The 21,318-nt window shown below is 54.2% G+C and carries 17 protein-coding genes and 1 tRNA gene; 7 read left to right on the top strand and 11 right to left on the bottom strand.

The genetic code is table 11. The features are described 5' to 3' along the window. Positions 1-11 precede the first annotated feature (11 nt). From DK510_RS21000 to DK510_RS20990, 3 genes are all read right to left on the bottom strand, one after another. The gene (locus DK510_RS21000; protein WP_109313758.1) at positions 12-1,034 is read right to left on the bottom strand and encodes an aspartate-semialdehyde dehydrogenase; all 1,023 of its coding nucleotides are present in this window, start codon (positions 1,032-1,034) and stop codon (positions 12-14) included. A gap of 111 nt (positions 1,035-1,145) precedes the next feature. Continuing rightward, positions 1,146-2,180 (bottom strand): glycosyltransferase family 4 protein, encoded by a 1,035-nt coding sequence (locus tag DK510_RS20995; RefSeq protein WP_109313757.1) that lies wholly within the window; start codon positions 2,178-2,180, stop codon positions 1,146-1,148. A gap of 23 nt (positions 2,181-2,203) precedes the next feature. Beyond that, positions 2,204-3,376 carry an MFS transporter gene (locus DK510_RS20990; protein WP_109313756.1) on the bottom strand — a complete coding sequence of 391 codons (1,173 nt, stop codon included), beginning with the start codon at positions 3,374-3,376 and terminating at the stop codon, positions 2,204-2,206. A gap of 139 nt (positions 3,377-3,515) precedes the next feature. Here DK510_RS20990 and DK510_RS20985 point away from each other — a divergent pair, with 139 nt between their 5' ends. Then, complete coding sequence (locus tag DK510_RS20985) at positions 3,516-4,658, top strand: DUF3095 domain-containing protein (protein WP_109313755.1); 1,143 nt, start codon at positions 3,516-3,518, stop codon at positions 4,656-4,658. 4 nt (positions 4,659-4,662) lie between these two features. Here DK510_RS20985 and DK510_RS20980 read toward each other — a convergent pair whose 3' ends face one another. Further along, the gene (locus DK510_RS20980) at positions 4,663-5,433 is read right to left on the bottom strand and encodes an HpcH/HpaI aldolase/citrate lyase family protein (protein ID WP_109313754.1); all 771 of its coding nucleotides are present in this window, start codon (positions 5,431-5,433) and stop codon (positions 4,663-4,665) included. Positions 5,434-5,448: 15 nt separating this feature from the next. Further along, positions 5,449-6,861, bottom strand: coding sequence for a pyridoxal-dependent decarboxylase (locus DK510_RS20975; RefSeq protein WP_109313753.1), 1,413 nt, complete (start codon positions 6,859-6,861; stop codon positions 5,449-5,451). A gap of 240 nt (positions 6,862-7,101) precedes the next feature. On the opposite strand from DK510_RS20975, the gene hpaR reads away from it, so the two are divergent. Further along, a complete protein-coding gene (hpaR, locus tag DK510_RS20970; RefSeq protein WP_109313752.1) occupies positions 7,102-7,536 on the top strand; it encodes a homoprotocatechuate degradation operon regulator HpaR in 435 nt (144 codons plus the stop codon). A 488-nt stretch (positions 7,537-8,024) separates the two neighbouring features. After that, positions 8,025-8,714, top strand: a complete 690-nt coding sequence (locus DK510_RS20965; RefSeq protein ID WP_109313866.1) for a fumarylacetoacetate hydrolase family protein — start codon at positions 8,025-8,027, stop codon at positions 8,712-8,714. Positions 8,715-8,724: 10 nt separating this feature from the next. On the opposite strand, the gene DK510_RS20960 is transcribed toward DK510_RS20965, so the two are convergent. Both DK510_RS20960 and DK510_RS20955 read right to left on the bottom strand, forming a co-directional pair. Next, the gene (locus tag DK510_RS20960) at positions 8,725-9,939 is read right to left on the bottom strand and encodes a winged helix-turn-helix domain-containing protein (protein WP_109313751.1); all 1,215 of its coding nucleotides are present in this window, start codon (positions 9,937-9,939) and stop codon (positions 8,725-8,727) included. A 4-nt stretch (positions 9,940-9,943) separates the two neighbouring features. Further along, positions 9,944-10,969: a LacI family DNA-binding transcriptional regulator gene (locus DK510_RS20955; protein WP_108860587.1), complete on the bottom strand. Its 1,026-nt coding sequence runs from the start codon at positions 10,967-10,969 to the stop codon at positions 9,944-9,946. Between the two features lie 114 nt (positions 10,970-11,083). Here DK510_RS20955 and DK510_RS20950 point away from each other — a divergent pair. Further along, positions 11,084-11,160: transfer RNA gene (locus DK510_RS20950), tRNA-Arg, on the top strand. 246 nt (positions 11,161-11,406) lie between these two features. Further along, positions 11,407-12,000, top strand: a complete 594-nt coding sequence (locus tag DK510_RS20945) for a site-specific integrase (protein WP_160116588.1) — start codon at positions 11,407-11,409, stop codon at positions 11,998-12,000. Positions 12,001-12,073: 73 nt separating this feature from the next. Here the strand turns inward: DK510_RS20945 and DK510_RS20940 are convergent, their stop codons facing one another. The 4 genes from DK510_RS20940 to DK510_RS22885 form a co-directional block, all read right to left on the bottom strand. Further along, positions 12,074-12,634, bottom strand: a complete 561-nt coding sequence (locus DK510_RS20940) for an STELLO glycosyltransferase family protein (protein WP_160116587.1) — start codon at positions 12,632-12,634, stop codon at positions 12,074-12,076. A 102-nt stretch (positions 12,635-12,736) separates the two neighbouring features. Further along, positions 12,737-12,970 (bottom strand): hypothetical protein, encoded by a 234-nt coding sequence (locus tag DK510_RS20935; protein ID WP_109313748.1) that lies wholly within the window; start codon positions 12,968-12,970, stop codon positions 12,737-12,739. Between the two features lie 92 nt (positions 12,971-13,062). Continuing rightward, a complete protein-coding gene (locus DK510_RS20930) occupies positions 13,063-14,061 on the bottom strand; it encodes a glycosyltransferase family 2 protein (RefSeq protein ID WP_109313747.1) in 999 nt (332 codons plus the stop codon). Positions 14,062-16,046: 1,985 nt separating this feature from the next. Further along, on the bottom strand, positions 16,047-16,220 hold the full coding sequence (locus DK510_RS22885; protein WP_160116586.1) for a hypothetical protein: 174 nt from the start codon (positions 16,218-16,220) through the stop codon (positions 16,047-16,049). Between the two features lie 99 nt (positions 16,221-16,319). Here DK510_RS22885 and DK510_RS20915 point away from each other — a divergent pair, with 99 nt between their 5' ends. Together DK510_RS20915 and DK510_RS20910 are read left to right on the top strand one after the other, a co-directional pair. After that, a complete protein-coding gene (locus tag DK510_RS20915; RefSeq protein ID WP_109313744.1) occupies positions 16,320-19,268 on the top strand; it encodes a glycosyltransferase in 2,949 nt (982 codons plus the stop codon). Beyond that, positions 19,207-21,210 carry a glycosyltransferase gene (locus DK510_RS20910; protein ID WP_160116585.1) on the top strand — a complete coding sequence of 668 codons (2,004 nt, stop codon included), beginning with the start codon at positions 19,207-19,209 and terminating at the stop codon, positions 21,208-21,210. Before DK510_RS20915 ends, DK510_RS20910 begins: the two co-directional genes overlap by 62 nt. The last annotated feature ends 108 nt before the right edge of the window (positions 21,211-21,318 follow it).

The raw sequence follows: 21,318 nt of genomic DNA, 5'->3' as shown, positions 1-21,318 counted from the left end.
ATGGAATAGTGTCAGCCCTTCTTCAGAACCTCACGGCCCAGAAGTTCCGCAATCTGCACTGCATTCAGCGCTGCACCTTTGCGCAGGTTGTCCGAGACGCACCACAGGTTGATACCATTTTCAACGGTCGAGTCCTGGCGGATACGGCTGATGAACGTGGCAAAATCGCCTGCGCATTCGATCGGCGAGACGTAGCCACCGGCCTCGCGCTTGTCGATTACCATGATGCCCGGTGCTTCGCGCAGGATATCGCGGGCTTCGTCTTCGTCCAGGAACTCTTCGAATTCGATGTTCACGGCCTCAGAGTGGCCAACAAAGACTGGAACGCGGACGCAGGTGGCTGTGACCTTGATCGACGAGTCGACGATCTTTTTGGTCTCGACCACCATCTTCCACTCTTCCTTGGTCGAGCCGTCTTCCATGAAGACGTCGATCTGGGGAATGACGTTGAAGGCGATCTGCTTCTGGAACTTGTTTGGTGGCACGTCCGTAGTGGGATTATAGATCGCCTTGGTCTGATCCCACAGCTCGTCCATGCCTTCTTTCCCGGCACCAGACACCGACTGATAGGTCGACACGACAACGCGCTTAATCTTGGCGCGGTCATGCAGCGGCTTCAGCGCGACAACCATCTGCGCGGTCGAGCAGTTGGGGTTGGCGATGATGTTCTTGTTTTTGTAGTCGTGGATCGCCTGCGGGTTACATTCCGGCACGATCAGCGGAATGTCCGGGTCATAACGATAGAGCGACGAGTTATCGATCACCACGCAGCCGGCTTTGGCCGCCTTGGGGGCGTAGACCTTGGTCGCCTCGGACCCTACGGCAAACAGCGCCATGTCCCAACCGGTGAAATCGAACGTATCCAGATCCTTGGTCGTGAGTGTCGTGTCGCCAAAGCTTACTTCGGTGCCCAGCGAACGACGGCTTGCCAGAACAGCAAGTTCATCGACGGGGAACTGGCGTTCAGCCAGAATGTTCAGCATTTCGCGGCCCACGTTACCCGTGGCGCCGACGACTACGACGCGATAGCCCATTTCATGTCTCCAATGTTAAGGACGCGCGTTCATAGCCGCGTTGCAGCAAATAAAAAAGAGTTTTCGGGGTTTATTTCGCGCAATGACACCGATTTGACGTGGCGCATCGCCTCAGGTGTCGGTCAAAAGGCGTTCATATAGCGCCACAAGCGTCTTTGCCTCACCACTGATGTCGAAATTCTGCTCGACATGGACGCGGGCGACGGCTCCAGAACGCGCAAGGGAATCGCGGTCGGACAACAACTGGGCGGCGGCTTCGGCCAGCGCGGGGATATCACCGGGTTCGACCACACGGCCCAGCGACGGGTCGGTGACGATCTCGGAGAACGCGCCTACATCCGTGGCAACAACCGGCACGCCGCAAGCCATTGCTTCCAGCGGCGTCAGGCCGAACCCTTCCCACCGTTGCGGGGCAATGAACAGGTCCAGCACCTGATACCATTCGGCGATCTGATCGACGGTCACCTCGGGCATGAACAGAATGCGGTCGGACAGGCCCGCCTTGGCGACCTTGTCTTTCAGTTCGGCCAAGAAGCTGGTGTGCTTTTCCGTGGCGCGGCCCATGACGATGCCATGGACGTCGTCGAAGCGGCCGCACAGGTCGATCATTGCGTCGACAAAGGCATCGGTGCCCTTCTGGTGACGAATGCGGCCATAGCAGCCCAGCAATAGACCATCTGGCAAACCCAGCCGCGCCCGAACTGCGGCTTTGTCTTCGGGCGGTGTGAAATCCTGCAAGTTGATGCCATGCATGATGACTTGCGCATCCCTCTCCAGATACCCGGCGGTTTTGCGCGAAGTCGCGACGACCGCGTCCATTTTGTCGATCAGCCATTTGGTGTAGCCGCTATGCGCGCGTTGCGAGGCGCTGGTGAACAGCAGCTTCAATCGCAGCCGCAGCACATTGCGCAGGATCAGGCCCAGCAGCATCTCGGTATTGCGGCGCGCGTGCCAGACACGCAGCGTTTTGCGCGACAGAAAGGGCAGGTGGCCCAGCGGGATATGTGGGATGTCATCCGGCAGACCCGGCCCGGTGGCCGCGATGTCGATCCATTGCACTTGCAGCGGCACCAACCGGGCAATCGTCGCGGTCACACCCGAAAGTCTGCGTTTGAGGTTGGGGGCAATGACGCGCGGGTCGGACATGGACACTCCTGGCAGTTCCAGCGTTAGTCGACGCTGTCGCGGCTGAACAAATAGATCACGCAGCCGATGGCCAGCGTGACCGCAAAAAAGCCGAATATCGCTGTGTAGGGCGCGGTCGGGCTGATGTCCACCGTGGCGGCATGGATGCGGCCGGTGACGAATTGCGCCAGTCCTACACCGCCAATGCCGAAGAGGTTCAGCAAGGTCATGCCGCGCCCAACCAGATGCGGCGGAACAAAGGCCCGTCCATGAGCCATGATGACCGGGAAGCTGGCCCCCAGAAACCCGATCGCTGCCATCAGGACAACCGCCAGCCAAACTGCGTTGTCGACCCAAAAGCACATCAGAACCAGCCCCACTGTGCCCAGCGCGTTGCCGCCAAAGATCACCCATTTTCGGGTGCCCAGCATTCGATCGAGCGGCCCATACGCAAAGGTACCTGCAATCATCGCCGCCCCCATGATCAGGGTCGCTGTCCCGATCTGGGTGGTGCTAAGGCCGAAGATATCGCTGAGGTATGGCCCGGCCCAAAGGCCGCGCGTCGCCGCCGACGGGGCATAGGCCACCAGCATCAGCGGCAAGATCGCCCACAGGGCGGGCTCTTTCAGCAGGTCCAGCACCGATCCCCTGTGTTCGGTCTCGACACGTTTGGGATCATGCACGCTGAACCAGATGCCCAACGCGATCGCGGCGGAAAAAACGGCCAGCGTCCCCATCGTGGCCCGCCATCCCATCAGCTCGACCGCCAGCGCAGTAGGGTACGAGGCAACCAGATTGCCGACCGATCCAACGCCCAGCATGACAGCCGCCAAAGTGGCGAAGCGGGCAGGTGGGAATTCGCGGGCGAAGATATAGTAAGATGCCATCAACACCGGTGAGCAGCCGACCCCGATCAATCCCATGGCGATGGCGATGTGAAATGGGGAGCTGGATAGGGCAAACAATGCCGCTCCGCCGGCACCACCGACCAGCAGCAAGACCGCCGCCGTCAGGCGCGGTCCAACTCGGTCCAGTGCCCAGCCTACGGGCAACTGCATGGCGGCAAAGATCAGAAACCAAAGACCGGACGCAAAGGCCAGATCCTCGGGTGTGGCCCCGATATCGCGCCCCAGATCAACACTGAGAACCGCGAGAAAGGCGCGAAAGAACTGGCTGAGCACATAGCCCAGGCACAACACCACCAGACCTGCCTTCATGAAAACCCTCTCCCCCAAACCGGCGAAGAAATGCTTGGCACGTCACGGTGCCACACACAAGCGCGTGTGCTATACTGATTTTGCCGGACAGTGATCACATTCGGGCTATCCTTGACCCTACCGTTTATCCGAGGTGCCAATGAAAGACGCCCAGGCCGCGTTCTATGACAGTCTTCCCCTGTTGCGGGACTTTACCCGTTTGGTGGATCCGGCGCGTTTCTCTGCTGTTCCGGGCGATTGGGCGTTGGGTGTGGCTGATATCGTCGACTCCACCGGTGAGATTGCAAAAGGACGATACAAGACGGTCAACATGGTCGGCGCGGCGGTGATCTCGGGCATGATCAACGCGCTCCACGGCAAGGAGTTCCCTTATGTTTTTGGCGGCGACGGTGCCGGATTCGCCGTTCCCGCAAGTGAGATCGACACCGCCAAAGCGGTATTGGCGGACCTCAGGCGCTGGGCGGACGCAGAATTCTCGATCTCGCTACGCGCGGCGTTGGTTCCGGTTGCCGAAATTCGTAAGGTAGGAAAAGACCTGCGGGTCGCACGCTATGCGCCGTCTGATGGGGTGGATTACGCCATGTTCTCGGGTGGCGGGTTGGCCTGGGCTGAGGCGCAGATGAAGGCTGGTACCTTTATGGTGCCGCCTGCCAAACCTGGTGCACAGCCCGACCTAACCGGTTTGTCCTGCCGGTGGTCCAACAGCAAGGCACGCAATGGTCAAATCGTCTCGGTCGTCGTTCAGCCCACAGCAAATGCAACCGAGAGTGACTTTGCGGATTTGGCCCGCTCGGTTCTGTCAGCTTCGGAGGGGTTGGAGCGTTCGGGTCATCCAGTACCAGAAGATGGCCCGCCGATCAGCTGGCCACCGCCGGATGTTGGCCTGGATGCCCGCGTATCACGAGCTGGGAACAATTTGTTGCTGCAGCGGATCAAATTGCTGGGCCAGAACTTTTTGATCGCCCTGTTGTTCACATCGGGCAAACGGTTGGGCAATTTCGAACCCGGCCATTACAAGCGCATGGTCAGCCGCAACGCCGACTACCGTAAATTCGATGATGGGCTGAAAATGACGCTGGATTGTGACGCTGCCACGTTGACGCAAATCCGGATGATGCTTGAACAGGCACGCGGACAGGGCAAGATCCGCTATGGGCTGCATGCGCAAGACGAGGCAATGATGACCTGTATCGTCCCCTCGGCGACGCGCGACGATCATGTTCACTTTGTGGATGGGGCATCGGGTGGTTATGCGCAGGCCGCGGCCACCATGTACGCCTGACGCGCTATTTCGCCTTCCATTTCGCCGCCAGCGCCCGGGATGCCTGCGCCAGCAACATCACATCAATGCCGACCGCAAGAAACTGTGCGCCCATTTCATAATAGGCTTGGCTGGCCTCGTCATTGGTGCCCAGAATGCCGGGCGCTTTGCCCGCGGCCCTGATCTTTGTGATGGCATCCGCAATGACAGCGCGCACTTCCGGCGCTGCGTTGTTTCCTTGATATCCCATGTCGGTGGACAGATCCGCTGGGCCGATAAACACTCCGTCGACGCCTTCGACCTTCAGGATATCATCCAGTGCGGCCATCCCGGCGCGGTTTTCCACTTGAACCAAAAGGCAAATTTGATCGTCTGCAGATTGAATGTACTCGGGGATTGAGCCGTACATTGTCGCCCGGGCCGCACCGGCCCCTACGCCGCGCACACCTGATGGCGGATAGTGGCAGTCCCGAACCAACTGTTGCGCCTGATCGGCGGTTTCGACCATCGGTACCAGAACGGTTTGCGCCCCGGCATCCAGCACCATCTTGATCAAAGCGGTGTCGCCAACCGGAACCCGCACCACCGGATGCGAGGAGCTGGCAGCCAACGCCATAAGCTGATCACGGATTGATCGGATATCGTTCGGCGCGTGTTCACCGTCAATGACCAGCCAGTCGAATCCGGCGGTGCCCATAATTTCGGCAGTGATGGATTCCGCAAAACTCATCCAGCAGCCTATCTGCCGATCACCCTGTATTAGAGCCTGTTTGAAGCTGTTTTTTGGGACTGGCATGGCCGGGCCTCCTGTTTATGTCAGTGTGCGGGCGATTTCGGTTATGACGTCATAGGCCATTCGAACATCGTCTTCGGTGGTTTCGAACTGACCGGCCTGAAAACGGATCACCCGATCACCATCCACGCGGGTTTGCGTCAAATAGATGCGGCCGTCGTCATTGATGGCGTTCACCAGGCGCAGGTTCAAATCGTCCAGGTCTGTTTGGCCCGTCGGTGCATAGCGGAACGTCCACAATGACCACATCGGCTGTGTGACGATTTGGAAATCCGCCTCGCTCGCGAGCCGATCATGCAGCGCTACGGACCAGTTCACGTGATTGCGCAGGCGTTGGCGCAACCCTTCCAGCCCATATGCCCGGATCACGAACCATAGCTTGAGCGCCCGGAACCGACGGCCAAGTGGCACAGACCATTCCGAATAGTTGATGATACCGTCCTTGCCATGGGTCTTGAGGTATTCAGGGCTGATCGCCAGCGTCTGCACCAGATCATCGGGGTCTTTCAGGAAATGCGCACAGCAATCGAACTGCACACCCAGCCATTTATGCGGGTTGAAAACGATACTGTCGGCCTGATCCACGCCGGGCCAGTAGTGGCGGTATTCCGGGCAGATCATGGCCGATCCGGCCCAGGCCGCATCTACGTGGGAGTAAAGCCCGTATTCCTGGGCGATCTTCAAACATTCATCTACGGGATCCGTCGCCCCCGTTCCTGTACCGCCAACGCAAAGGATGACGCCCGCCGGATGCAAACCAGAGTCTAAATCGGACTGGATCGCTGCCTCCAGTGCTGCGGGATCCATCCCGCGCCAATCTCCCTTGATCGGAATCCGAACCAGATTGTCTTGCCCGATCCCCGCAACCCAAATGGCACGATCGACTGACGTGTGCACTTCGGCCGAGCAATAGACGCGCAGAGGGTTTTGCCCAAAAAGACCCTGTTGATTTCCCTGCCACTTCAACGCCTTTTCGCGCATCGTTAGCACAGCAGCCAATGTCGCTGACGAGGCGGAGTCTTGAATAACGCCAGCGAATCCCTCGGGCAGGTCCAGCGCGTGGCGCAACCAGTCCATCATCCGTGTTTCCATCTCGGTCGCAGCCGGTGACGTTTGCCACAACATACATTGCGGTGCGATGGCGCTGGCCAGAAACTCGGCTAGGACCGATGGGGCAGAGGCGTTCGAATTGAAATAGGCAAAGAACCTTGGATGTTGCCAATGGGTGATCCCCGGCATCACGATCTGTTCGAAATCCTGAAACACGTCCTCCAGTGGCTGTGCCTGCTCGGGTGGCCGCGCGGGCAGGGCGTTGAGGATATCCCCCGGCTCAGTCCGGGCGCGGACGGGTTTGTCACCTACAGTCAGGTGGTAATCCTGCGTCCACTCAGCAATTCGTTTGCCCCAATCCGAAAACTCATCCCACTTCATCTTAACCCTCAGATTTCTGCCAACCCCGGGATCGGACCGGGACTTAGTTTCTTTGTGCGTCCAGTGATCGTCATTCTGAAGAAAACGTCAATATTAATTGCTTTGTTTACTAATTTTGAGATGCGGCTCGAAGCTGCGGCGTGCCTAAAAGGGCAGTATATTGCACGTTCAAGTTACTGATATCATAACTAAAATTCTTGGACAGTTGCAGTTTGATCCAATTTGGGCAAAAATTCCAATATGACTAGAGACCTGCCTAATACGTCCCGCTCATTGCCGATTGCACTGCTGCGGGCGCGCGAAAGGGTCATGGGGCCCATTCGAAAAATGCTGGCTGATGCGGGTGTTACGGAACAGCAATGGCGCGTTCTGCGTGTTCTGAAAGAAGAAGGCCCTCAAGAGCCAACGCATATAGCGGATCGATCGTGCCTTTTGCTGCCCAGTCTGACGCGCATTCTGCAAAAACTGGAAGCCAAGGATTTGATCCGGCGCCGGGTCCATCCCGAGGATAAGCGTCGTCAGATCATCGATATCACGGCCAAAGGCGAAAAGATCATCCAAGACAACATGCAGGTGACACTACGTCTGGCTGAAGAGATCAAGACTCAGCTAGGCCCGGATCGGCACGAAGCGCTGCTGGACTTACTGAACGATCTGCATGATCTGAAGACCTGATTGCACGTCGCGCATGCAAAGGCTTTTGTCCCCGCCAGAGAAGTATGGATATCCTCCGGCGGGGTGGCCAGACTTTGACTGGACTGCGTGTCTGGCCCGCGGCCGGATGGATTTATCCGGCTCACACCTCAGAGAAACAGCCACCTGAAAATAAGCGGACATCCGGACGCAAAGACCGTGTGGGGGTACAGGTCTTTGGCCGTCGCTCTCTGATTCAGTTGCACTCGCCTACAGGCAAATCACCTGATCAGCGACGAGTGGATTTCGGATATCGCCAGGGAATGAGTGTCAAAACGATGGTGGCGTGATCCATGATACAACCAAAGGTAGCGCGCACCCAAGGCTTTCCAAGGCAAAACTTTGAATTGTGAACAGCCAGCCACGGGGCTAGTTCGCGTGATGGTGATGCCTGGCGCGAACCTGCATGGCTTGTTCAACTGGTCCTGCCAACTTAGAAACAAGCTGCAAGTTGCAGTTAGGGGGCTTTGATACCGGACAGCTTGTTTTCCTTACCCGACCCGATTTCGATCCCGGTTGAGGGTGAATTGTCGACCTATCCCGTGGGGCGCATTTTCTGTGTCGGCCGAAATTATGCGGCCCATGCGGCCGAAATGGGAAATGAGGTCGATCGTGAGGCGTCTTTCTACTTTACAAAATCTGCTCTGAACGCGGTTCTGTCGGGTGCAACCGTGCCTTATCCGCCTGGAACTGAGAATTTTCACCACGAGATGGAACTGGCGGTCGCGATCGGCAAACCCGTTTTCCGTGCGACGCGTGCCGATGCGCTGGATGCGGTTTATGGCTATGGTTGTTCGTTAGACATGACGCGCCGTGACCTGCAAGTCCGCGAACGGAATAAACAGCGCCCGTGGCATTTGGGCAAGGATCTGGAATACGGCACTGTGTTGGCCGCTTTGACCCGCACGGCAGATTGGTCCCCGGACGACAATAAACGCATTTATCATAACGCGAACGGGGAAACGCGACAGGACGCGACGCTGGAAGAGCTGATCTGGAAGATAGATGAGGTCATCTGCCATTTGTCCGGATACTATCACCTGCGGCCCGGTGATCTGATCCTGACTGGTACACCGGCTGGAGTTGGCCCGGTGTTGGTGGGCGATTTCCTGGAAGGCGGGATTGACGGGTTACAGTCTATCAGCCTGAGTCTGATCTGAAAAAAAGACCCTATTTAGGGTCCTTTAACCAATCACGGGCGAATTCCACGTTGTCCAGCCCGGCAAATCGTCGGACTCGGTCGAGCTCTGACTGCAACCTTTTGGTTCTGGCATCGGACCAGCGCACGGATCGTTCCGGCCATAAGGCGCTGATTTGCAGCGCCCCGCAATCCCGGTTGGCTTTCATGTCAATCCGCCCGATCAATCGGTCGCCCTCAAGCAACGGGAACACATAGTAACCGTAAGTGCGCTTTGGGGCAGGTACAAAAACCTCGATGCGATAGTGAAAGCCGAACAACCGTTCGGCACGGTTACGGTCGCGCAGCATGGGATCAAATGGGCTAAGGACCCGAATGCGGCCTGGGGGACGGGGTTCAGCCTCTGCATCCTCGGAAATGGTTGGTCGGGCGATCACTTTGCGCAGCTTGCCGTCCGCGCAAGTCACCTCGATCGCTTCCAATTTTCCCTGAATTAGACCCTGTTCACACCAAGATTTTGCCTCGCTTGTCGTGACAGTATCCCAAAACGCAGCCAATTCGCCCGAGGTTGCAAACCCCAACCGATCAAGCGCCGCGTTGCACAGCCAATCCACCGTCTCCTCGGCATCACAGGGCATATTGCCCAGGCAAAGATGCGTTTCGATCACCCGCTCAGTTAGATCATAGCGCTTTTGAAATCCTTGCCGCCCTATGACCGTCAGTGCGCCCGAGCGCCAAAGAAACTCCAGCGCCGTTTTTGACGGATGCCAGTCCCACCAGCCGCCGGACCCCTTTTTCTCGTCCTTGCCAACATCGGACGAGGATACTGGCCCGTGATCCCGTATATGTTGCAGAACGGTTGCAAATCGCTGCTCGAACCCGTCGCGGCGCCAGTTTTTCCATCGGGACTTCAGCAGATCTGCATCGCGCTGAAACCGCAAATGCCAGTGCGGATAAAACGCCATCGGAATGACAGCGGCGTCATGGGTCCAGTGTTCAAACAGCGCCTTGTCGCTTTCGTACAAGCGTTTGAGATTGCCTGCGCGATAGGATGGGCGCCGCGAAAACAGGATCATGTCATGGGCGCGCGCAACCGTGTTGATGCTGTCCAATTGCACAAAGCCAAGACGATGGATCAGGTCCAGCAATTCCGCGCCTTTTGCGCCGCCCGATGGCGGCTCGGCCAATGCATGACGATCCATGAACAGCGCGCGAGCTGTTCGGTTGTCCAGCCGTTGCAGCGCCACGCGTTCAGCGCCGCTTTAGGGTGTCGCCAAAGCTGATCTTGGGGGTCAGGGTCACACGCGTGTCGACCTCGGCATTGGGATCAGCCAATTGCGCCGCGATGATCTCTGCGGCTGTGCGTCCGATCTCCAACCTGCAGGCGTCCATTGTGGCCAATTTTCGCGGCAGACCCTGCAGAAGCTCGACATTGTTGAACCCGGCAAGGCCGATCTGTCCCGGCACATCAATACCCTGATCCAGCAGATACAGCAGCCCACCTGCACCGATCATGTCATTGGAGTAATAGAGGAAATCCAGATCGGGGGACCGTTCCAGCATGGTCTGGGTCATCTCACGCCCTTTGGCCAGGGCCGATCCACCAGAGTAGAATTCGCGATCCTCGATCTCAACCCCGTGTTTGCCCAGAACTTCGGTGAAGCCTTCGAACCGTTTGCGCGCCCGGTGATCCAGCGGCATTTTCGTTCCCATGAACCCGATATGCTCATAGCCCGCCTTTAGGATCGCCTGCGCCATTTCGCGCCCGGCACGACGATGGGAAATCCCAACCATCGCGTCGACCGGTTTGCCGTCGGTATCCATGATCTCGACCACCGGAATACCAGCTGAATCCAACATGGCGCGCGCGGCCTCGGTGTGTTCGAGGCCAGCAATGATTACTCCGGACGGCCGCCACGAGAGCATCTCGTACAGCACTTTTTCTTCTTTTTCCGGCATATAGTCGGTGACGCCCACAACCGGTTGCAGCTCGGTGTCTTCCAGCACCTGGTTAATGCCGGTCAGAACTTCAGGGAAGACCATGTTCGACAGCGAGGGAATGATCACCGCCACCAAATTCACCCGGCTGGATGCCAATGCGCCCGCAATTTTGTTGGGCACATACCCCAGCTCTTTCGCGGCGGCCAAGACGCGGGTGCGCGTGGCGTCCGAAACATCGCCCCTGTTGCGCAGAACCCGACTGACCGTCATTTCCGATACTCCGGACGCTTCCGAGACATCACGAAGGGTAAGCGGGCGTTTGGTTTCTGTTGTCACTGAGGCACCTGCGATGTTGTTTTGCCCGATGGTAGCGTGAACAGCGCAAGTTTTACAACCGTCGCGCAAAGGCCATGACAAGGTTGAAAAACCGGGCTAAAGAGAGCGTCGCACGGCCCCGTGGCTCAACTGGATAGAGCAGCCCCCTCCTAAGGGGCAGGTTGCAGGTTCGAATCCTGCCGGGGTCGCCAACCTAACTTGCAGCGTTGTCAGTGATTTGCGGGCAAAGCATCTGTTGTTGAATACTGCGTGCAACTACAAGCGCTGCGCCTCCGCTGTACTGACAGCCGTAACGCTGCACTCAGATCGCCCTTCTACGCACGAAGGAGTGATGCGAGATGGCTAAGATAAACAAGTGACCAAGCGGCAAATGGCAGGTAACGGTAAGGTATCAACGACCAAGCTCCAGCAAGTCTTTCACTAAGAGAGCAGACGCGGTGAAGTGGGCTCGCTCAGCCGAGTTGCGAGCTGAGCGTGGTGTTCTGACACAAAGCAACCGTGGCATGTCAGCAAAGTTGACGATCGGCTTTGCCCTTTCAAAGTACAGAGATACTGCAGCGCCGACACATCGCAGCGGAGACCGGGAGCAGCGTTGCATCGATGCTATGTTCAAGCATCATGAGCGGTTCACACGCCTTTGGTTGGACACCCTGACAGTTGCGGAGGTATCCGAGTGGCGCGACGAGCGGTTGCAGAAGGTTTCTGCAAGCCCGGTCGTTAGTGAGTTGACGGTGTTGCAGGGCGCAGTCGGGCGGGCGCCTGATGCTGGTGCCGTGAACGTAGTGCAGCAGGTCAAACGGCCGCGTGTAGATGATCGACAGGAGCGACGGTTGCAAGCTGGTGAGTTGCAAAACTTGCTGCAGGCATGTGACCAAGATCGAAACAAGCTACTTCGTCCGCTTCTTGTTCTGGCTGTGGAGACAGCGATGAGACGTGGCGAGTTGCTTGCGATGCAGTGGCGACACGTTGATCTACTACGATGCACTGTGCTCTTGCCCAAGACGAAGCCAAACTCAAACTGGCTGCAGTGAGTATGGTCGAATTCTCTGTTTAGAGCGCCTTGGAGCAATTGAATTAAGCTGATTCAGCAGTTTTCGATATCTTCTAGCCAGGCATCAAGTGTTTTTTTTCATCGGATGAAACAATTCGCTCCACCAACAATGCCCAATAGGCGCTTTGTAAATTTTCTACAATACTATTTTTTTTGTCTATTACTTCATTAACAATCGAAACTACGTCTTGGCCCCTTAGGAACATTGGAATTTCGGATTCGAAGTCCTTCAAAAGATTGTGTGGATTTCGCTCTTGCACAACTGTAGCTTCTGTAAATCCGAGTTTATATCCTGCTGCCCACATAATCGGTTGGGCCACCAGCCCTCTCAAAATATCCGTAAACCGAAATGTCACGCTTGTAGGCAGATACAAGAGTGCAAAAAGCTCTTTCCGGATTGCTGTATTTTGTGAGTTGAACGGGCAAACTGTATTCTCAGAAAGTACGACAGGCTTATCCGAGTTAAAAATACACTCTTGGTCGCTAGTTAGGCGATAAATTGCATCCACATCTGGGTCATCATCTGCGAGACCTTGCCAGATACCCACGTTACAAGTCAGTTCTCCGCTATTTTCTCGAAGATCGAAAGAGGTTTTTAGTAGTTCAAGAAGCAAGCCTCTCGGCCGAATATTCTGTGCAGTATACCATTGGTAAATGTTTATGAATCCCATGCCTGGCGCAATCAAATGATAGTTGCCCTCAAACTGCGGAAACCCCTAATTGTCCTTTGGTAAATTGTCGTCATCAGTGTCGACGATCATCTCCGCGCCATTCCGCGCTGCAAGCAGATACCCGATCATCTTGCGGCAATAGTGGTCAAAGGGAAGTGCATCAGACAATCTGAACCCCAGCGAAAGCTGCCGTTCAACTGAGAGATACTCAGCGCCATCGCAGGACCAGTTGTCTGGTGTCTTACGGTCCCCGACCACAACAAGATCAACCTCGGTCATACCAGCCAACTGCTCCACTGCTACGCTGGGGTCGAAAATCGTGATTATTACTACTGTTGACTTCGTTATCCTGCTTTCCATTTCGCCATTGGCTAGGTGTCTATCGATTGCAACGTATCGCGCACTAGCGTCATTCTTCTAGGCCGGGCTTGTCTATAGTAAGGATGCTGCTGATTGAGTTCACTGGGAATCATACGTTCGCCAGCACCCTTGGATCTCAGGAACTTTAGATACTGATCAATCTTGTGCCAGGAAGAAATCAGCTGTCCTTCCAACCTAGATAGTTTTTCAATTTCTTGAGCCGACGAAGCTCCCTGGTCAATGTAACCATGCGACCTGAGAACTTGGCGCGCCCTCCGCATTGAGTCTTCTACACTTGTGCTGTGATAGTGAATGACCGTCAACCCGGTATCAATGAAGCCCTCGTTGTCGGTCGAAGAGCCTACGTGACAACCCAGATCGACGCTTACAAAGGACTCTGAATGGAAGAATGACTTTAGATGGGTGAACTGAGAAGGGGTGAATTCCAGCACGTCAACACAGGGTCGCTGACTAAAGGCTTCAACCGGCATAGACCACATTGTAAAGGACGCCTTGTATCGTTGACCTGTCACCGGGAGTCGGTCGAAGAAGGCCTCAATTCCATCAAGCGATATTCTTTTGCGCCGAAACCATTGTTCGAAAAGTTTGTCGAGTGCGCCCGTCACCTTCAAGATACTCTTGCCATCGTATTTTTCGATGAACGCTTTGCGAAACGCATCCAACTTCGGGGATCGGGGTCGCAATTCTGCTGGTGATGCCACGGCAAGAAACTCGTCGGTATCAAGCTTAATGAGAAAGTTGCCTGTGCCTTTGTGCGCATGCATCAGCTGAGTGAGTTCGATTGCTAGATCGTCCAACCCAGAGTTTGAGTGATGGACGTTCAATCCCTTTTGTTTGTAAAGTTCATACACTTGCAGGACTTGCTCATCATCTGAGCCGTCTAGGATGTGGATGTTTTCGATCCCGAACAGATGGGCGTGATAGAGGATCCAGTCCTTGATGAGCTCACCCTCATTCTTTGTCATCAGGAAAATCTTAAGTTTGCTCATAGATATTTTTCCAAATTTTCGTAGGTTGGCAGCCCGTACCTCAAATGGAGAAGTGTAAGTCTCTCGGTTGCTTACTTTTCTGACGCTAAACACCTTAGTTCCAGCGCAACAGCTGTAGCAAAAGCTTCGAGAGAGCGTAGTGGACAGGAACTCTCGACATGCTGATCCTGTCAATTCTGTTTTGCTCAAGAAAATCGATATAGGCCTCTCCAAAGATGCTGACACCGCGAGGATAGTGATAGCGCGTGCCGTCTTCCATGGACTTATTTTTGATTTTAATTCGGTTGTTCTGAATTACCCTGTTCTTAAAAAAAGTTACTCTTAAGTATCAGCAAAAACTGTGAGGTGTACCACGATGTTGGATTGTATCGTGCATCATACGGCATAAGCTGTTCAAATACGTCGATCCGAAATGCGTTAAAGCAAGCGTCAAACCAATCGACAGGTTGTATGTGCAAGGATGTGTTTTCGAGTCCTTGACGATTCACCGACTCAGGAAGTTCAGCGATTTTTGTCGGATTGGTATTATAGTCGAAACATCGAGGAACGCCGATAGCCGGGCGATAGTGTTCAAGAAATCTCTCGAACTCTTGAAATCCTTGTTCCGGAAGCATGCTATCAAATTCAAGATCATCATCCAAAAAAAATAATGTAGTCATATTTGGTAGCTTGCTTGCGAACGTATTCTACCCCAGCGTTTCTACCGGTCGTCCAAGTTGAGTTAGGGGCATAAACTGCTGTGCTCTGCGTTTTTGTTTTCCAGCTAATTACAATAGTTTTCTATCGAATGCACTCATAGTGGCTGGGCAATTCAGCTTCAGTCTGAACGATATATATGCAATTCACCAATCAAGTCCCATTCACAGTGAGTGCCGGCAAAAACCACCTGACCCATAGCTTGCCGGTTGCTGTCAGATGGTAGATAGTCGCATACCTGTCCCCCCTACAACACTTTTTCGAATGCGGGACCAAGTTGCCCGAGACCCCGAGCGCCAAGTGTACATAGGCGGAGTTCCGTGGTCTCGAATTGACGTATTTTGCAGCATGCCATGTGGTGATCCAACGTATCTAACTTCGGTAACCTAACTAAGACTTCAGCCAGTACGGCAGGCCTTAGGTTCAACCCGTCATCTCTCTTCAAAATGATCTCAACTGTTATTTTGGATAGGTTGGATAAGATGGATCAGAAAGGAGCCACACTAGGGGACGCGCGACATCACCGCCTCAGGATCGCCGCACGAGGAACGGGGTTTTGGTTTTGGGCGGGGGGGGGTGAAAATACAGCGCCGGAGGTCATTAACATTTTAACGAAGTTCGGTTTTGAAGCGCTAGATTACTATTTGGTGCGTGGAACTTTTCTCCTGAAGAACAGTCGACTCATTGATCAACGGCCCGCGAACTCAACCTTGCCGATCTGAAACTCCACGGGCATTATTTCGAGATCATTATACTTGCTTTCGAACCAAGGGTGGCTGTTTTTGGAAAGGCGTCGGCAAAATTATATTAGATCCGCCCAGAAAAGGGATCGCCGACTGAGGGCAATAAAAGCGCTGCCACGCAAAACGACATAAGGTTAAATCAATTTTCTGGCGTCGGTCGTGAAAATGATGCCGGAAATTCTAAACGCGGAATCAATCCCACTATCTCCGAATGACGCAGCTTTTGTCATCTTCTGCGGGTCGAAGTACTGTTTTCGGCGCAGCGCTGGGTTTGTTACTATGGGCTCGTAACTGCCGATTCCTAAAATAGGGCAGGAATTTCAATATCAGGAAATCGACAGGACTTCGCATAACAGCTATCTGCGCAAAGTTGCCGTGCGGGATGGGCGCATCATCCGTATTTCGTGGGCTCTCAGCCGACATCCGAGCCTTTCACTCAGGCGTGACGGGCAACTTGGAGACCAATGTCGGCTAAGCGCTGATAAGCGGCCCAATACACCTGCAGCAACCAAGTTTATCAGCAACGGCAGGTCAGGACTCAAACTGCTAGCCTAGCCGGTGGGTGGCGTTACAGACACTGCTGGCGGCGTTCGAGAGATCGCGGTCGACATTCATGATGTGAGGCGGCTTGCCGTGGTGCTTGGCAACCAGGCGCAGGGCCTTGATCAGAGCAGCATCGACTTCGACAAGGTGTTTCAGAATGTCTTCAGGCAGGATCATGCGAAATCTCCCTGTTTATGTGCGGCGGATGTCGGTGGTGGCGGTTATGGACACTAGAACCTTCATATTGTAGGGAGGGTGAGATCGGATAGCGGTCCAATGCAAGCCATTCCCAGAATGCGGATAAAGCGTTGTGTAGCAACACAAAAAAATGAGGATGAGTGGTTGAATAACCCTGAACTCGAAAACCCGACCTCGTATTTTGTCAGCGCTCAAGCCTTTGAGCCTGTAAACTTTCAGACAATGTCCACATGGGTTGAGCATACTCCCTTTGCTGCTTGGCTTATTGAAGCACATCGGCCAAAAACGCTGGTCGAACTGGGAACTATGCACGGGGTTTCCTATTTCGCCTTTTGCCATGCAATCCAGCGTTTAGGCCTAAGTACTCGCGCATTCGCAATCGACACTTGGGAGGGTGACCCGCACACTCAACACTACGGTGAGGATGTTTGGGATTTGGCGAGTGGTTACAACACAAGTCACTTTAGCAAATTCTCGAATCTGATCCGACGAAATTTCGACGATGTGGTCGAAGAGTTCGATGAAGGAGAAATCGACCTTTTGCATATTGACGGATATCACACATATGAAGCCGTCCGTCATGACTTTGAGACATGGAAGCCCAAGCTGTCAGACCGTGCGGTAGTGCTATTTCATGACACCCAGGTCACCAAAGGCGACTTCGGTGTCTACCGGTTCTGGGAAGAAATCCGTTCTACCGCTCCGTCGTTCGAATTCCATCATGGCTGTGGATTGGGTGTCTTGGCCGTGGGAGACAAAGCCTCTGATGGGGTTCTGAGGCTTGCGGCAGCTTCGGATGATCCGGAAACTACGACCCGAGTACGTCGGATCTATGAGACACTTGGACGTGGCGTGTCAGATTCGATCGCGCTACTCAATAGGTCTGAAGAAACCACGAATCTACGGGGGGAGGTCGCGGGTTTACAGCGCCATGCCGTTTCGCTTCAGGAAGTTCTTCAAAACAAAACCCTCGAAATTGAGAACGTTGAGCGTGATATTGCTCAACTATCTCAATTTAACACCGATCTTGTAGAAACCATCAACCACCATTCGCATGAGCTAAGACGTCGAAAGGATTTGCAGGCGCGGAGGGATCGGAGGCGTCTCAAGAGCCGCCTGAAGCGTCTTTTGCAAAGTTTGAGTGGGTCAAAGCGCAAGAAAGAGTTGTTGCGGGTCACTCCAGAAGAAAAAGAGCTATTGGCGACAGGCCTGTTCGACGCGAAATGGTACACCGCTAAGTACGCGGACGTTTTGAATTCTAAGGTGCGACCGGCTCTTCACTATCTGAAACACGGAGCAACGGAGGGCCGCAATCCCTCGGCTGATTTCGATACTGCCATATATCTTGAAGAAAACCCGGATGCCGGTGTCTCGGGCCTCAACCCATTAGTGCATTACGCGTGTATAGGGCACAGGCGCCCTCGCAACAAAGACACGTCGATCCGCTGCGAGCCTCCGGCGGAGCCAGGATCTGTTTCATTCGCGGTCGACCCGCTCATTTCTATCGTCACGCCAGTTTATAATGTCGATCCGGATCTTCTGCGTAAGGCCGTCCACTCTGTGGAACGACAGACCTACGGTAATTGGGAGATCTGCCTTTGTGACGATGGTTCGACTCGTGAAGACACCAAAGAGACCTTACGCAACCTTGCCGTAGAATCCGATCGAATCAAGGTAAAGTGGTCGAGTCAGAACGAGGGCATTGCAAAGGCCACAAACGCGGCAATTGCTTTAGCTGAAGGCGAATTCGTAGGCTTCCTTGACAACGACGATGAGCTTCACCCGAGCTGCTTAGAGGAATATGTTGCTGTCATCAACGATCAGCCGAGCGTCGAGGCAATTTACAGCGATGAGAACAAAATTGATTTGGAAGGACGTCAATCGCAGCCTTTCTTGAAGCCGGATTGGTCACCGCGCTATTTCCTTGAGGCTATGTATGTTGGCCATTTCCTGTTGGCCCGTCGTGACATCCTCCAAAAAATTGGAGGCGCAGACCCTGATTTCGACGGAGTGCAGGATTTCGAACTTATGCTGCGCGTCTCTGAAGTGGCTGAGCAGATAGTGCACATTCCGAAGGTCCTATATCATTGGCGGATGATCCCAGGAAGTGTCGCGAGCGATAGCGAAGCGAAACCGGGTCTTACTAAGCTGCAGGCAGCTGCAACGGCAGGGCACAATTCAAGAACTCAGCGCAATGCGGTGGTGACGCCTCATCCAAACAAGCCTCACAGAGTTATTGTAGGGCCGAGAAAGACCGGTGTAAATCCGCTGGTGTCGATCATAATTCCAACTCGCGACGCGTTCGTACATATTGATCGCTGTCTGACATCTATCTTTACAAAGACCGACTACCCGGAATTCGAAGTGATCGTTGTGGATACCGGCACCACAGACCAAGATGCGCTTGACGCGATGGCTAAGCATCCGATCCTCAAAGAGGACTACAAGGGGCTCTTCAACTATTCTCGTGCGAACAATCAAGGTGTAGCGAGAAGTCGTGGTGAGTACTTGGTATTCCTGAATAACGACACAGAAGTCGTTGATGACCAATGGCTGAATCGGCTGATTTTCGAACTGGCAGACCCTGGCGTTGGCGTCGTAGGCCCGACGCTGCTTTATCCTGACGGAACGATACAGCACGCTGGTGTTTCGCTTGGCCTTCGCGGGACAGCGGATCACGTGCTGCGGCACCGTCAGCCTGAGGAGGACGGCTACTACGGTTCACTTTCTTGTGCGCGCGAGGTTTCTGCGGTGTCTTTCGCCTGTGCGATGGTGCGCGCTAGAGACTTTCACGAGTTAGGCGGGTTGGAAGAGTTCTATGGCACGCACTACCAAGACGTGGATTATTGCTTGCGAGTACTTGAAAACGGACAGCGGGTAATATTCACTCCGCATACACGGCTCATCCATTTTGAAAGCGTCTCAAGAGGAAACGACTACGACTATTTGGACCGTGGAGTGCTGCGTGACAGATGGGCCGCAGAAATCGCGTCTGGAGATAGGTACTCTAGATGGGAAGAGAACTAGAATTAGTGGTGAAAATTTGCGAATAATCTTTGTTTGTCACGGTGCAATCGACACGAACAGCGGGATTCACATCTCGAACTTGGTACGTGTGCTCTCTGATCTTGGTCATTCCTTGATGGTGGCTGTGCCCACTGCCGAAGACTCTCCGGACGTAACTGAGTTGCCATGCGACGTTGTGCATTTTCCGGATGCTCCCTCTTACCGGTTTGAAGGCGGCAAACCAGCGGAAATAGTGCATGCTTGGACACCTCGCCAGCATGTCGCTGCTGCAACCCAGGCAATCTGCGCGGCTCACGAGTGCGGTTATGTCGTACATTTTGAGGACCATGAAGATGAAATAACGGCCGCTGCGCTTGGGATTAGTCCCTCCAAACTGGAAAGCTTCGTGCGACGCGGTAAAACAATTCCGGCTCAATTCGCGCGCCCTCTCGCATCCAACGCCTTTGTAGAGGGCGCATTGGGCGCAACGTCACTTATCGAGCCGTTACTAGAGCATGCTCCAGTAGGTAAACCAGCGCTGGTCATCCATCCTGCGGCGGAAGACAATTTGTTCTACCCGCGCCCGAGATCCGAAGAACTTCTCAAAGAAATCGGGGTTAACCTGGAAAGCCGAGTAATAGTTTACAATGGCAACGTGCATTATTCGAATGTACAAGAGGTCCGGTCGCTTTATCTCGCGGTGAATCTGCTTGGAAGAAGTGGTATGAATGTAACACTCATACGCCTCGGAAAGGATTACGTGCCGCTTCACGAAAATGATAAGGAGGAAATCAGGCGTCACGAAGTCCGGCTTCCTTTTCAGTCCCGGCAACGGGTTGCTGAGCTTTTGACATGTGCGGATGTGCTTGTTCAACCAGGGCAGGCGAATGCCTTCAATCGCTATCGGTTTCCTTCGAAATTGCCCGAGTTTTTTGCCAGCGGCCGCCCTGTTGTTCTCCCACGCGCCAATATCGGATTGTCCGTTGAAAACGGAGTGAACGGCTTGGTTCTAGAAAGGGGAGATGCTTTGGAAATTGCGCATTCAGTGAGGAAAATACTGATGGATGAAGGACTTGCTAAACGTTTGGCGAATGGTGCGCGGAATTTTTACGAAAAACGTTTGTCTTGGTCGCGCAGCGGCAATACCCTTTCAGATCACTACAAGAACTACCCTTTGAATCCTGAAAGCCAGAAAGAGCCAAATACAGAACTCGATGACGTGGCCGAGCACTATGCAACTTGTGGTGTGATGGAGGGATTGGGTTATGCAACTGTGAAAGACTTCTGTGATAGTGTGGACCGGCTGCCGCAACTCGCCGTCCTCAACCAGGACCTGAAAGACGCTCAGAGGCCGTGGATTTTCAAGGCTATCTTGGCAAGTGTACCGCGCGGTGCCAGATTGTGTGAAATCGGCGGAGGCGATCCTTGGGTCGCTGACCTTCTTGCGCGGCTTGGGTACGAGGTGGTGTTGGTTGACCCCTATGACGGACGGGATCGCGGCCCAGACGAATTTGAGGCCATCCGTGCCGCTTATCCACACATTACCTTTGTGCGCGGTTTGTTCCCGGACGCCCTCGTGGAGTTGGATGACCAGACGTTCGATTGCATCTACTCAATTTCGGTTCTTGAACACGTACCTATCGATCTGATCGGGGATCTCGTGGATGCGATCAAGTCTCACAGCAGATCCAACAATAGCCCGACTATCCATGCGATTGACAACGTGCTCATCGGTAATGGCGATAAGGAACACCGAGACCATCTCGTTGAGCTCGTGCGCGGTCTTGGGTTTAGCGCCGACGACGTCGGCACGCTTCTGGAACGGGCGCACAATGATGTCGAGACTTATCTGTTGTCGTCAGAAGCGCATAATCGTTGGCGTGGCCAGATGCCATATGAGGACTTCCCGATGCGACGTTGTATTTCCGTGCAAATCAACGCTCCAGCAAGCGCCTCTGGCTGAGCAACTCGAAGATTCTGACACTCAAGGGTGCGCCAGTCTTTCGCGATCAAAACCAAGCTAAGTAATAGTATTCTGCAGAGTATTTGAAGATGGGGTCAATTACGCCAA

The organism is Ruegeria sp. AU67, from assembly GCF_900312795.1.
In the GTDB taxonomy this organism is placed as follows: domain Bacteria; phylum Pseudomonadota; class Alphaproteobacteria; order Rhodobacterales; family Rhodobacteraceae; genus Ruegeria; species Ruegeria atlantica.
The sequence above is the reverse complement of the archived record's forward strand: the minus strand, read 5'-3'. Positions and strand labels throughout refer to the sequence as shown.

Coding starts and splice junctions, on each gene's coding strand:
- DK510_RS21000 (WP_109313758.1), bottom strand. CDS start 1,034: ATGGGCTATCGCGTCGTAGTCGTCGGCGCCACGGGTAACGTGGGCCGC.
- DK510_RS20995 (WP_109313757.1), bottom strand. CDS start 2,180: ATGTCCGACCCGCGCGTCATTGCCCCCAACCTCAAACGCAGACTTTCG.
- DK510_RS20990 (WP_109313756.1), bottom strand. CDS start 3,376: ATGAAGGCAGGTCTGGTGGTGTTGTGCCTGGGCTATGTGCTCAGCCAG.
- DK510_RS20985 (WP_109313755.1), top strand. CDS start 3,516: ATGAAAGACGCCCAGGCCGCGTTCTATGACAGTCTTCCCCTGTTGCGG.
- DK510_RS20980 (WP_109313754.1), bottom strand. CDS start 5,433: ATGCCAGTCCCAAAAAACAGCTTCAAACAGGCTCTAATACAGGGTGAT.
- DK510_RS20975 (WP_109313753.1), bottom strand. CDS start 6,861: ATGAAGTGGGATGAGTTTTCGGATTGGGGCAAACGAATTGCTGAGTGG.
- hpaR (WP_109313752.1), top strand. CDS start 7,102: ATGACTAGAGACCTGCCTAATACGTCCCGCTCATTGCCGATTGCACTG.
- DK510_RS20935 (WP_109313748.1), bottom strand. CDS start 12,970: ATGACCGAGGTTGATCTTGTTGTGGTCGGGGACCGTAAGACACCAGAC.
- DK510_RS20930 (WP_109313747.1), bottom strand. CDS start 14,061: ATGAGCAAACTTAAGATTTTCCTGATGACAAAGAATGAGGGTGAGCTC.
- DK510_RS22885 (WP_160116586.1), bottom strand. CDS start 16,220: ATGATCCTGCCTGAAGACATTCTGAAACACCTTGTCGAAGTCGATGCT.
- DK510_RS20915 (WP_109313744.1), top strand. CDS start 16,320: ATGCAAGCCATTCCCAGAATGCGGATAAAGCGTTGTGTAGCAACACAA.